The 12,367-nt window shown below is 50.8% G+C and carries 10 protein-coding genes; 4 read left to right on the top strand and 6 right to left on the bottom strand.

Annotation, left to right across the window (positions count from 1 at the left end; all coding sequences use genetic code 11):
- Positions 1-96: 96 nt before the first annotated feature.
- A complete protein-coding gene (glyA, locus tag D515_RS06010; RefSeq protein ID WP_002536991.1) occupies positions 97-1,347 on the bottom strand; it encodes a serine hydroxymethyltransferase in 1,251 nt (416 codons plus the stop codon).
- Positions 1,348-1,902: 555 nt separating this feature from the next.
- Here glyA and D515_RS06005 point away from each other — a divergent pair.
- Positions 1,903-2,472 (top strand): DUF6198 family protein, encoded by a 570-nt coding sequence (locus tag D515_RS06005; protein WP_051997479.1) that lies wholly within the window; start codon positions 1,903-1,905, stop codon positions 2,470-2,472.
- A gap of 62 nt (positions 2,473-2,534) precedes the next feature.
- Here the strand turns inward: D515_RS06005 and glnB are convergent, their stop codons facing one another.
- The 3 genes from glnB to purL form a co-directional block, all read right to left on the bottom strand.
- Positions 2,535-2,873 carry a nitrogen regulatory protein P-II gene (gene glnB / locus D515_RS06000; RefSeq protein WP_002536987.1) on the bottom strand — a complete coding sequence of 113 codons (339 nt, stop codon included), beginning with the start codon at positions 2,871-2,873 and terminating at the stop codon, positions 2,535-2,537.
- 92 nt (positions 2,874-2,965) lie between these two features.
- The gene (locus D515_RS05995; RefSeq protein ID WP_002536985.1) at positions 2,966-3,403 is read right to left on the bottom strand and encodes a GNAT family N-acetyltransferase; all 438 of its coding nucleotides are present in this window, start codon (positions 3,401-3,403) and stop codon (positions 2,966-2,968) included.
- Positions 3,404-3,531: 128 nt separating this feature from the next.
- Positions 3,532-7,440: a phosphoribosylformylglycinamidine synthase gene (purL, locus tag D515_RS05990; protein WP_002536984.1), complete on the bottom strand. Its 3,909-nt coding sequence runs from the start codon at positions 7,438-7,440 to the stop codon at positions 3,532-3,534.
- Positions 7,441-7,793: 353 nt separating this feature from the next.
- Here purL and mltF point away from each other — a divergent pair, with 353 nt between their 5' ends.
- On the top strand, positions 7,794-9,299 hold the full coding sequence (gene mltF / locus D515_RS05985; protein ID WP_002536982.1) for a membrane-bound lytic murein transglycosylase MltF: 1,506 nt from the start codon (positions 7,794-7,796) through the stop codon (positions 9,297-9,299).
- 102 nt (positions 9,300-9,401) lie between these two features.
- Entirely contained in the window at positions 9,402-9,563 is a 162-nt protein-coding gene (locus D515_RS25975; RefSeq protein WP_002536980.1) for a hypothetical protein, read from the top strand.
- Here D515_RS25975 and tadA read toward each other — a convergent pair.
- Together tadA and D515_RS05975 are read right to left on the bottom strand one after the other, a co-directional pair.
- The gene (gene tadA / locus D515_RS05980; protein ID WP_002536978.1) at positions 9,560-10,078 is read right to left on the bottom strand and encodes a tRNA adenosine(34) deaminase TadA; all 519 of its coding nucleotides are present in this window, start codon (positions 10,076-10,078) and stop codon (positions 9,560-9,562) included. The genes D515_RS25975 and tadA overlap by 4 nt on opposite strands.
- A 54-nt stretch (positions 10,079-10,132) precedes the next feature.
- Positions 10,133-11,017, bottom strand: coding sequence for a LysR family transcriptional regulator (locus D515_RS05975; RefSeq protein ID WP_002536977.1), 885 nt, complete (start codon positions 11,015-11,017; stop codon positions 10,133-10,135).
- Between the two features lie 172 nt (positions 11,018-11,189).
- Here D515_RS05975 and D515_RS05970 point away from each other — a divergent pair, with 172 nt between their 5' ends.
- Positions 11,190-12,320 (top strand): S-(hydroxymethyl)glutathione dehydrogenase/class III alcohol dehydrogenase, encoded by a 1,131-nt coding sequence (locus tag D515_RS05970; RefSeq protein ID WP_002536976.1) that lies wholly within the window; start codon positions 11,190-11,192, stop codon positions 12,318-12,320.
- Positions 12,321-12,367: the final 47 nt, after the last annotated feature.

The following is a 12,367-nucleotide window of genomic DNA, read 5'->3' as shown; positions in this document are numbered from 1 at the left end:
CAGTGTAACCGATTTGCAGACCTGAGAAAGCGCGAAAGTGGTGAAAACAGGCACAAAAAAAGCACCCGAAGGTGCTTTTTTCAATCAGATAACGGCTTATGCGTAAACTGGCAGACGTTTACAGATTTCCAGTACTTTCGCTTTCGTCGCTTCAATCACTTCCTGGCTTTCGATGTTATCCAGAACATCACACATCCAGTTAGCCAATTCTTTCGCGTCATCTTGCGTGAAACCACGACGGGTGATCGCTGGAGAACCAACACGGATACCAGAAGTCACGAATGGGCTGCGTGGATCGTTAGGAACACTGTTCTTGTTCACAGTGATGTTCGCGGCACCCAGTGCTGCATCCGCTTCTTTACCTGTGATGTTCTTGTCGATGAGGTCAACCAGGAACAGGTGGTTTTCAGTACCGTTAGATACCACTTTGTAGCCACGCTCTTGGAACTGCGCAACCATCGCTTTAGCATTGTCTACTACGCGCTGCTGGTATGCTTTGAACTCTGGTTCCATCGCTTCTTTGAACGCAACAGCTTTTGCAGCGATAACGTGCATCAGAGGGCCGCCCTGACCACCAGGGAATACCGCTGAGTTCAGCTTCTTGTACATGTCTTCGCCTGCGTTAGACAGGATCAGACCGCCACGAGGACCCGCCAGCGTTTTGTGCGTGGTTGTGGTCACGATGTGTGCGTGTGGGATTGGCGTTGGGTATACACCCGCCGCAATCAGGCCAGCAACGTGCGCCATGTCAACGAACAGGTAAGCACCTGCTTTGTCAGCGATTTCGCGCATGCGCGCCCAGTCAACGATTTGCGAGTACGCAGAGAAACCACCGATGATCATCTTAGGCTTGTGCTCAAGCGCCAGCGCTTCCATTTCGTCGTAGTTGATTTGGCCAGCTTCGTCGATACCGTAAGGAATCACGTTGTAGTGCTTACCAGAGAAGTTAACTGGTGAACCGTGAGTCAGGTGACCACCATGAGCCAGGCTCATGCCCAGAACGGTGTCGCCTGGGTTCAGCAGCGCCATGTAAACCGCGCTGTTTGCTTGAGAACCTGAGTGTGGCTGAACGTTCGCATACTCTGCACCGAACAACTCACACGCGCGGTCGATTGCCAGCGCTTCTGCTTTGTCTACGTACTCACAACCGCCGTAGTAGCGCTTGCCTGGGTAGCCTTCCGCATATTTGTTAGTCAGTTGGGAACCTTGCGCTTCCATAACGCGAGGGCTGGTGTAGTTCTCTGACGCGATGAGCTCGATGTGCTCTTCCTGACGTGCAGTTTCTTCCTGGATCGCGGCAAACAGCTCCGCATCGTAATCAGCGATGTTCATGTCACGCTTTAGCATCTGTATCTCCTGACTCAGATAGTTCCCTGGGTACCAAGTTGACCGGATAACTCGCTTAGGCAAATCATCGGGTCAACCTGGTTTGGGTTGATTTACACCAAATTAAAAACGCCAGTATCCATGCGGACGCAAACGTTTTCGTCATTGCATTCCTATTGGCTGCGATTCTACAAAATTTGTTGCGCAACAGGTAGTAGGAATCACATTTTTTTTGCCTGACTGAACATGGTCTTTTCTCATTCCAATCATGAATTGAATTCACATTGACCAATGTCACAGACTGTAAACCACAAATCTTTACACCTCGTAAGCTGCTGCTGACACAAGCGCTTACGCGAGTTTACCCCGACTCTTTCCTCCCTTATGCAATCTCATTAAGATGCCCTGCTTTTCATCTATTTACTGTGAAAGCGACACCGCGGAATGATTCCAGAGAGAATCAAACATCCCGGATTTTTGTGAGTACATTCTTGCGTCGTGAATCCCTTTAAAAACGACACATTTTTAGGAGTTATTGCGTTGAGTTATCAGCCCAAACATTCACAGTTTGAAGACATGATTGCCGTCCTGTCCGGTGCGTTCATTGTGGCGCAGGGTGTTTATTTCCTGCAGCAGGCAGGTTTGCTTACTGGCGGTACGACAGGTCTGGCACTTTTGATCACCCAGTTTACCGACCTCTCATTCGGTACCATTTACTTTCTGATGAACGTGCCTTTCTACATTATGGGATGGCAGCGTTTTGGTACCCAGTTTGCCCTTCGTAGTGTCTTTGCAGGTGGCATGGTGTCGTTAATCGTCGACCACATTTCACATGTATTTACTATTGGCTGGCTACAACCCCTGTATTGCGGTTTGATTGGCGGATTGCTAATGGGTGTGGGCATGTTGATGATCTTCCGCCATAACGCAAGTCTCGGGGGCTTCAATGTGCTGGCGCTTTACTGTCAGGACAAGTTCGGCGTTCGTGCGGGCAATGTACAGATGGCAATTGATATTGCCATCCTGCTTGCTTCATTTTTCTTTGTTTCGCCATGGCTGCTAGCGTGCTCTGTTGTTGGCGCTTTTGTTCTGAACCTGGTGCTGACTATGAACCACAGACCCGACCGTTACGTGGTCTGCTATTAAGTCAGGTGATCCAAACGAAAAAGCCTCCCGATTGGGAGGCTTTAAACTTGGATGAGAGACGATTAAATCGCTTCTTCGTCTTCTTCACCAGTACGGATACGCACGACGCGCTCTACGTCAGTGACGAAGATCTTACCATCACCGATCTTGCCAGTTTGTGCTGTTTGCACAATGGTCTCAACGCACTGGTCTGCGGCATCAGCAGCCACGACGATTTCCAATTTTACTTTTGGCAGGAAGTCCACCATGTACTCCGCACCGCGGTACAACTCGGTGTGACCTTTTTGGCGGCCGAAACCTTTAACTTCCGAAACTGTCATACCGGTAATGCCGACTTCCGCCAGTGCTTCGCGCACGTCGTCAAGCTTAAACGGCTTGATAATCGCTTCAATTTTTTTCATGTCTCATTCCCTTAAATTCTGCATTGCGCAACATCACTAATTGTAACCCTACACTGTTCCGTTGGCGCGGTTTTCCTTAACAATTTCCCGTATTAAACCAGAGACTTCTTCCATGTCGTGGTTTTGGTCTCGCCACACGCAAAGGGTGGCTCATAGCCTGAGTTGGTCAACAGCGCCTGCATAGGTTTACGTCCGATCACCGCACCGCAGTCCACTTTTAACTCACATGCTACCGTTGCTGCGTAAGCTTCCAATGCATTTAGCAAATTTTTACCAATGCCTTGAAGGCGGCTCGCCTGATCGACTTCAAGCAGGGTCAAGGTCGCATCTTCCACCATGATGCCGTTGTGGCGTTTTTCATGTTGAAGCACAGCCACAGCAACAGGTTCACCCTCTTTTTCGGCAACCAGCATAGGGAGCTCTTTCGTCGATTCAGGATCGTTCAGTTTTGCCAACGAGGGAAAACGGCACTGCAGGGATTCCGGCACCTGTCCGGATGGAATAAGCGTAAAGCTGATTGCACTGTCCATTGCATTTCTCTCCATAAAATTGCCGGGACACTTTACCCTTTCGCCGATACCGGATGCAATCGGATAAAAAAACCGCCACCAGAAGGTAGCGGCTTGTGTCACAAGTTTGGCGTTTTAAACGTCCTCAGTTAACCCAGCTTGACGCGCGCGTTACGGAACATACGCATCCAAGGGCTATCTTCACCCCAGTTATCTGGGTGCCATGAGTTCGCCACAGTGCGGAATACACGCTCTGGGTGCGGCATCATGATGGTCACACGACCGTCACGAGTGGTGAGGCCAGTGATACCGTTTGGAGAACCGTTCGGGTTCGCCGGGTAATCTTGCGTGACCTCGCCGAAGTTATCCAGATAACGCAGCGCGACAGTGCCTGATTGCTCAATCGCAGCGAGATGCTCAGCATCACGCACTTCTACACGACCTTCGCCATGAGAAACCGCGATAGGCATGTGAGAGCCCGCCATACCACTCAGGAACAGAGATGGGTTCTCCTGAACCTGAACCAAGCTGAAGCGCGCTTCAAAACGCTCAGATTCGTTGCGAACGAAACGCGGCCACAAGTCTGCGCCTGGGATCAAATCGTGCAGGTTAGACAGCATCTGACAGCCGTTACACACACCCAGAGCGAACGAATCGCCACGGTGGAAGAAACGCTCGAACTGCTCACGTGCCTGCTCGTTGAACAGGATAGATTTCGCCCAACCTTCACCTGCACCCAGTACGTCACCGTAAGAGAAGCCACCACATGCCACCAAACCGTTGAACTCTTCCAGCGAAATGTTGCCTGCCAGCACGTCACTCATGTGAACGTCTTTAGCGTCAAAGCCAGCACGGTCAAACGCCGCTGCCATTTCAACATGGGAGTTCACGCCCTGCTCACGCAAAATTGCCATTTGAGGACGTGCACCCGTTGCGATAAATGGTGCCGCGACATCTTCCTGAACATCGAAGGTCAGGTTAGCTGACAAGCCTGGGTCAGTAACGTCTTTCTTCGCATTAAATTCTTGCTGAGCACCGCGTGGGTTATCACGCATTGCCTGCATTTGGTAAGTGGTTTCCGCCCAAATGGTACGAAGCTCAGTGCGGTTCTGATCCAGCACCAATGCATCACCATTCCAGATACGAACAGCATCGTCTTCTGTCAGGGTACCAATCACATGGCTACAGGTTTCCAGACCGTATGCAGAAAGCGTCGACAGCACAGAATCCAGATCTTCGGTGCGAACCTGAACCACAGCGCCCAGTTCTTCGTTGAACAGCGCTGCCAGCTCATCGCTGCACTCGCCTTCAGCAGATAGAGTGTTGATATCCACTTCCACACCCACGTGACCAGCAAACGCCATTTCCGCCAGTGTCACATAAAGACCACCGTCACCACGGTCATGGTAAGCCAGCAGTTTTTCGTCGCGTACCAGCGTTTGCATTGCATTGAAGAAGCCTTTCAGCAGCTCTGGGCTGTCAACATCAGCAGGCTTGTCACCCAACTGCTTGTAAACCTGCGCAAGCGCGGTTGCACCCATGCGGTTTTGACCTTGGCCAAGGTCGACCAGAACCAGTGCGCTGTCGCCTTTGTCAGTGCGAAGCTGAGGCGTGACTGTCTTGCGTACATCTTCGACACGGCCGAATGCGGTAATGATAAGAGACAGTGGCGAAGTGTTTTCTTTCTGCTCACCGTTTTCGTCCCAGCGGGTCTTCATAGACATCGAGTCTTTACCCACAGGAATGGTCAGATCCAGCGCTGGACATAACTCTTCACCCACCGCTTTCACTGCTTCATACAGACCAGCATCTTCGCCCGGGTGGCCCGCAGCGGCCATCCAGTTTGCAGACAGCTTGATACGCTTCAGATCGCCGATGTCAGAACAGGCAATGTTAGTCAGGGATTCAGCGACTGCCAGACGCGCAGACGCAGCAAAGTCCAGCAGTGCAACTGGCGTGCGCTCACCCATCGACATGGCTTCACCGTGATAAGTGTCGTAGCTTGCTGCCGTTACCGCACAGTTCGCCACAGGCACCTGCCAAGGGCCGACCATTTGGTCACGCGCAACCAAACCGGTTACGGTGCGGTCACCGATGGTGATAAGGAAAGTTTTCTCTGCCACTGAAGGCAAACGCAGCACACGCTGGGTGGCTTCTTCAATGTTGATGCCATCACGGGCAATTGTCTGACCTTCCACTTTCAAAGAGGTCACATCACGATGCATTTTCGGTGGCTTGCCAAGCAGAATGTCCATTGGCATGTCGATTGGTGTGTTGTCGAAGTGGCTGTCTTCCAGCGTTAGATGACGCTCTTCAGTCGCTTCACCTACCACTGCATATGGCGCGCGTTCGCGCTTACAGATGGCATCGAACACGTCCATGTTTTCTGGCGCAACCGCCATCACATAGCGTTCTTGAGATTCGTTACACCAAATTGCCAGTGGGCTCATACCCGGCTCGTCATTCGGTACGTCACGCAGCTGGAATTTACCGCCGCGCTCGCCGTCATCCACCAGCTCAGGCAGGGCATTCGAAATACCGCCCGCACCCACGTCGTGAATAAACGCAATTGGGTTTTGCTCGCCAAGCTGCCAACAGCGGTCAATCACTTCCTGACAGCGGCGTTCCATCTCAGGGTTTTCACGCTGAACAGAAGCAAAATCCAGATCTTCGGTCGACTGACCAGACGCCATTGAAGACGCGGCACCACCGCCCAAACCGATATTCATCGCAGGGCCGCCAAGAACAATAAGCTTCGCGCCAACTGGGATTTCTTTTTTCTGTACGTGCTGGTCACGGATGTTACCCATGCCGCCCGCAATCATGATTGGCTTGTGGTAACCACGTACTTCTTCACCGTTGTGCGAGGTCACCTTTTCCTCGTAAGTACGGAAGTAACCCAGCAAGTTCGGACGACCAAATTCGTTGTTAAATGCGGCGCCACCCAGAGGGCCTTCCAACATAATATCCAGCGCATTAACAATGCGGTTTGGCTTGCCGAAATCAGTTTCCCAAGGCTGCTCAAAGCCAGGGATACGCAGGTTAGATACCGTGAAGCCCACCAGACCCGCTTTTGGCTTACCACCGATACCGGTTGCGCCTTCATCACGGATTTCGCCGCCAGAGCCGGTTGAAGCACCAGGCCATGGAGAAATCGCCGTTGGGTGGTTGTGGGTTTCCACTTTCATCAGGATATGTGCGTCTTCCTGATGGTAATCATATTGGCGTGACTCTGGATTCGGGAAGAATCGACCCACATTAGAACCTGTCATCACAGCTGCGTTGTCTTTGTACGCTGACAACACGTATTCACTGTTGTGTTCAAACGTATTCTTGATCATCTTGAACAGGCTCTTTGGCTGTTCAACACCATCGATGGTCCAGTCCGCATTGAAAATCTTGTGACGACAATGCTCAGAGTTTGCCTGTGCAAACATCATGAGTTCGATGTCGTTCGGGTTACGACCCAGTTTGGTGAAGCTTTCCACCAAGTAATCAATTTCGTCTTCCGCCAGCGCCAGACCCAACTCAACGTTGGCTTTTTCCAGTGCTTCGCGTCCGCCCCCCAAGACATCTATTGCCGTCATTGGTGCAGGCGTTGCCGCTTGGAACAATGCAGAAGCTTCGTCGAACTGACCAAATACCACTTCCATCATGCGATCGTGAAGCAGGCCAACCAGCGTTTTTTGCTGCGCTTCTGACAGTTCACCAGACAACTCAACATAGTAAGCAGTACCACGCTCAAGACGTTTGATTTGAGCTAAGCCACAGTTGCGAGCAATGTCGGTAGCTTTAGAAGACCATGGGGAAATGGTGCCGGGGCGTGGTGTAACAAGGAAGAGGGTTCCTGTAGGTGCATGCTCTGCGATCGTTGGACCATAAGTGAGCAAGCGATCCAGTTTTTGCTTCTCGTCCTCACTCAAAGGCGCGCTGAGATCAGCAAAGTGGATATACTCAGCATAGAGGCTGGTCACAGGCAAATCATTGGCTTTGCAGCTTTCCAGCAGTTTTTGGACTCGAAATTCGGACAGAGCGGGGGAACCACGCAAAATTTCCATGTGCGTACGTCTCTCGGTTAGCGGTGAATTAAAGTAATATTGACCTAACCCCATGATTTACATTGCGCAAATGAGATGGGAAAGCCATGTCGATACCACTTCTAAAGGCTTCGGGGCGGTATTATAGGGGAAAAAAGTGAGCGACGTAACACTTGACGCAACCGTTTGCGTAACTTTTTTTGACTGGCGTTTATTGTCACTATTCTGAGGATTCCCCAAGTAACGGTTGCAGCTTAACTTTCCGCATACGGCGAGCTTTGATATAACAGTCTTCAAACTTTAGAGGTAGGCATAACTTTTTGAACTCGAACGCTGTAAAACGAACCTATCAACTACTTACCGGTTTTTTCCTGATGCTTTTCCTCGCAGGCTGCGAGTGGAAGTATGATGACAGAACCGCGCTGGAAAAAATCCGCGACCGCGGCGTATTGCGCGTGGGCACGCTAAATAACCAGCTTTCTTACTACATTGGTCCCGATGGCCCAACCGGCCTCGACTATGAACTGGCCTCCCAATTCGCTCAAAGCCTGGGCGTGAAGCTAGAAATGCAACCCGCTTATACGCTGTCAGGTCTGTTCCCTGCCGTAGAGCGTGGTGATGTTGATATCATCGCGGCTGGCTTAACCATCACCAAAGACCGTCTGGAGCATTTCCGCCCTGGGCCTGCTTATTACTATGTTAGTCAGCAGTTGGTATACAAAAACGGTCACTGGCGTCCGCGCAATCTGACCGAACTCAACAAAGACGGCGCGCGCGTTGCTGTGGTGGAAGGTTCAAGCCATGCTCTCACTCTTCAAGCTATTCAGCGTGAATACCCAGAACTTATTTGGGAAAGCGTCAAAGACACTGACGACGATGAGCTGCTCAAACAAGTCGCTGACGGTAAGCTGGATTTTACCATTGCCGATTCCGTGGACATTGCACTCGTGCAACGTACCCACCCTTCCATCACTATCGCCTTGAGCCTGACAGAAGATGAACCTGTGGCTTGGTTTATGAAGAAGTCGCAGGATGACAGTGTTTACGCTTTGATGATTGAGTTTTTCGGTAAGAAGACCCAAAGCGGTGAATTGGCGGCACTCGAAGAAAAGTACTTCGGCCACGTCGACAGCTTTGACTTTGTCGATACCCGCGCCTTCTTGCGAGCCATTGACTCCAAACTGCCTGAATGGGAGCCGCTGTTTAAGAAGTACGCTGATGAGTTTGACTGGCGTCTGCTGGCTGCACTTTCCTATCAGGAATCTCACTGGAATCCCCGCGCTGTATCACCAACAGGGGTGCGTGGCATGATGATGCTGACACTGCCGACAGCAAAATCAGTGGGTGTGAAGAACCGACTCGACCCAGAGCAAAGCATTCGCGGTGGTGCCGAGTACCTGCGCAAAATGCTACATCGCGTACCTGACAGCGTTAACGAGCACGAAAAAATTTGGTTTGCGCTCGCTTCCTACAACATTGGTTTCGGCCACATGATGGATGCGCGACGCCTGACCAAGGCGCAAGGTGGGAACCCAGATTCGTGGGCCGATGTTAAACAACGTCTACCTCTGTTGGCGAAGCGCCAGTATTACAAACAAACCCGCTATGGCTTTGCGCGTGGTTATGAGGCGCTAAGCTATGTGGAAAATATTCGTCGTTACTACCAGAGTATGGTTGGGTATGAGCAAGATAAAGCGGAAGCCATCACTAGTGATGCAGCTGACGATCTGGATGGCTTGCAAACCATCAAAGTGGAAGACGTACCTGGCGAAGGTGTCAGTGAAGTGATTGATACGCTTGAATCGACACCCGTGGCAGATGAAGCAGAGAGTGCGGGAAAAACACCAGAAACTCAGGAAAAAGCCGACACGAAGAACTAGGTTTATCAGAGAATCATGCTGTCATCGTGCTTTAATAAAGGACGACTATAAATATCAATAAGCGCAGCGGGGCTGCGCTTATTTTTTCAAAAGGAACGTACGATGTTTGCCAAGAAAAGAAAGGCACAAGCTAACTTTTCCCGTAACTCCAGCGCGGCGTCGAACCGTCGTAAACGCCAACGCAATGTGGCACTGAAGAAGGTGCTATGGCGCCAACGCACGTTCGCGATACGCGAATTCGCCATGATGGACGAGAGTTTTTAATTTTCGTCAGAAGGGCTTTGCGCAGCTTTACGCGCTTCTTTTTCCGCTTTCTTTTCTGAGCGACGACGGCGGAAAAATGCCTGCAGTTGCTCGCGACATTCCTCTTCCAACACCCCACCCTGATACTGAACATGATGGTTAACGCCGTCATAACTCAGCAAGTTCATGACACTTCCCGCCGCACCAGTCTTGTAATCGGGCGCGCCAAACACCACTTTGCCAATCCTGCTATGCACCATGGCGGACGCACACATTGGGCAAGGCTCCAAGGTGACATAAAGCACCGCATCCAACAGGCGGTAGTTTTGCAATACTTTACCTGCCTGACGTAGCGCCATCATCTCCGCATGAGCGGTGGCATCATGTTGGCCAATCAAGCGATTCCAGCCTTCTCCAATGACCACACCTTCATGCACGACAACTGCACCGACGGGAACCTCACCTTCGGACTCTGCTTTGCCCGCCAGCTCCATCGCCCGGCGCATAAATTGCTGATCTATTTCGCTCTGTGTCACTGTGTACTTTAACCTTACTCTTGCTATGCGGCGGAGTATATCACCCTATAGGCGCTATTCCTTAGGCTGATTTGCCAGTTTGGCCGCCAGAAAGTCCACCAATAGCTTGACACGAAGGGGCTGCAGACGGCGGTGTGGGAAAAGTGCCCAAATCCCCTCCTCCAAATCCTCATAGGCATTCAGTATTTTGACGACCTCACCGGAGCCCAAAGCCTCCTGCAAGTAGTAATCCGGAAGCTGGATTAGCCCATTACCGCGAGTTGCAGCATCGAGCAACGCAATACCACTGTTACAACGAAGGTTTCCGCGCACCCTTACTGTACGTTCTTTTCCTTCCTCTCTAAAACGCCAATAGTCGTGTTGCCCACGCAGGCAATTGTGTTGTGCCAGTTCAGAAAGGGTGTGGGGGGTACCAAATTTGGAAAGGTAATCCGGAGAACCACAGACAATAAGACGACGTGTGGCAAGACGCTTGCACACCATGGAAGAATCTACCAATCGCCCCAGTCTCAATGCGACATCACAAGATGAATCGACAAGGTCTAGCGTCGCATTGGTCAGATCTACCTCTATCTGAATTTCAGGATAGGCATCCATAAAATCCAGTATCAATGGCATGACTACTTTTTCCCCATAAGTTACCGGAGCAGTCAATTTGATATGGCCGTTTGGTGTTTCGTGTAACTGGGTGACTGCACTCTCTGCTTCTTTTAACCCGTCTGCCAGCAACCGACAATGCTGATAATAGATATCGCCTTCTTCTGTGGTCGATACCTTTCGCGTTGTACGAAACAAAAGCCGGGTATTAAGGCGCTCCTCGAGCAAAGCCACCTGCCTGCTCACATGTGCCGTTGAAGCTCCGAGACGGCTGGCCGCTTTGGTAAAGCTTGCGGTTTCGACCACGGCCAAAAACTCTGAAACCCCTTGCCAATCTGACATTATTTCTCACCAGTAAAAGTTAATTGCAATTTAAATGGATTATCACACGAATAGAAATAAATAGACTATCACTCAAATTCAGCGTGTCACAAAAGTGAACTCGCTCCACCAAGATATATCGCCTAGGGTTAGACGTTAAGGGACTAGCCCTTTACTAATGAGGATGCTTTCAATGGCAGAACAATTTATCAAATCACGCGCAGCAATTGCCTGGGAAGCCGGCAAACCACTTAGCATTGAAGAAGTGGATGTCATGCTGCCAAAAGCGGGCGAAGTACTGGTGCGTATTATCGCAACTGGCGTTTGCCACACCGATGCATTTACCCTGTCAGGTGATGACCCAGAAGGTATTTTCCCTGCAATTCTGGGCCATGAAGGTGGCGGTATTGTTGAACAAGTGGGTGAAGGTGTCACCAGCGTTCAAGTGGGTGATCATGTTATTCCCCTTTACACCCCAGAATGTGGCGAATGTAAGTTCTGTAAATCAGGTAAAACCAACCTGTGTCAGAAAATCCGTGAGACTCAAGGCAAAGGCCTGATGCCAGACGGCACCACCCGCTTTTACAAAGATGGTCAGCCAATCTACCACTACATGGGCTGCTCAACTTTCTCCGAGTACACAGTGTTGCCCGAGATTTCTCTGGCCAAAGTGAACAAAGATGCGCCGCTAGAGGAAGTATGTCTTCTCGGCTGTGGTGTGACCACCGGTATGGGCGCAGTACTCAACACCGCTAAGGTCCAAAAAGGCGACACTGTGGCTGTGTTTGGTCTGGGTGGCATCGGTCTTTCAGCTATCATTGGTGCAGCAATGGCAGGTGCAAGCCGCATCATTGGTGTTGACATCAATGAGAGCAAGTTCGAGCTGGCTCAAAAGCTGGGTGCAACTGAGTGCATCAACCCAAGCAAGTACGACAAACCTATTCAGGACGTCATTGTTGAACTGACCGACGGTGGTGTGGATTATTCATTCGAATGTATCGGTAACGTCAATGTCATGCGTTCAGCGCTAGAGTGCTGCCACAAAGGCTGGGGTGAGTCTGTCATCATCGGTGTTGCCGGTGCTGGCCAGGAAATCTCTACCCGTCCATTCCAACTGGTTACCGGTCGCGTATGGCGTGGTTCTGCATTCGGTGGTGTGAAAGGCCGTTCAGAGCTACCAGAGATCGTAGAGCGTTACATGGCGGGTGAATTCGCTTTGGATGACTTCATCACTCATACCATGGGTCTTGAAGGTATCAACGAAGCATTTGACCTGATGCACGAAGGTAAAAGCATCCGTACTGTTATTCACTACGACAAGTAAGAGCCGTTAAGTTAAAACCCCACGCAGGCGGCAGCTAACCGCCTGCT

The organism is Grimontia indica (assembly GCF_000333895.2).
Taxonomy (GTDB): domain Bacteria; phylum Pseudomonadota; class Gammaproteobacteria; order Enterobacterales; family Vibrionaceae; genus Enterovibrio; species Enterovibrio indicus.
Note: the sequence above shows the minus strand (reverse complement) of the source record. Positions and strands in the feature narration are given on the sequence as shown.

Bases quoted from the DNA above. Each gene is read 5' to 3' on its own strand.
- glyA (WP_002536991.1), bottom strand. From the start codon at position 1,347: ATGCTAAAGCGTGACATGAACATCGCTGATTACGATGCGGAGCTGTTT.
- D515_RS06005 (WP_051997479.1), top strand. From the start codon at position 1,903: ATGATTGCCGTCCTGTCCGGTGCGTTCATTGTGGCGCAGGGTGTTTAT.
- glnB (WP_002536987.1), bottom strand. From the start codon at position 2,873: ATGAAAAAAATTGAAGCGATTATCAAGCCGTTTAAGCTTGACGACGTG.
- D515_RS05995 (WP_002536985.1), bottom strand. From the start codon at position 3,403: ATGGACAGTGCAATCAGCTTTACGCTTATTCCATCCGGACAGGTGCCG.
- purL (WP_002536984.1), bottom strand. From the start codon at position 7,440: ATGGAAATTTTGCGTGGTTCCCCCGCTCTGTCCGAATTTCGAGTCCAA.
- mltF (WP_002536982.1), top strand. From the start codon at position 7,794: ATGCTTTTCCTCGCAGGCTGCGAGTGGAAGTATGATGACAGAACCGCG.
- D515_RS25975 (WP_002536980.1), top strand. From the start codon at position 9,402: ATGTTTGCCAAGAAAAGAAAGGCACAAGCTAACTTTTCCCGTAACTCC.
- D515_RS05975 (WP_002536977.1), bottom strand. From the start codon at position 11,017: ATGTCAGATTGGCAAGGGGTTTCAGAGTTTTTGGCCGTGGTCGAAACC.
- D515_RS05970 (WP_002536976.1), top strand. From the start codon at position 11,190: ATGGCAGAACAATTTATCAAATCACGCGCAGCAATTGCCTGGGAAGCC.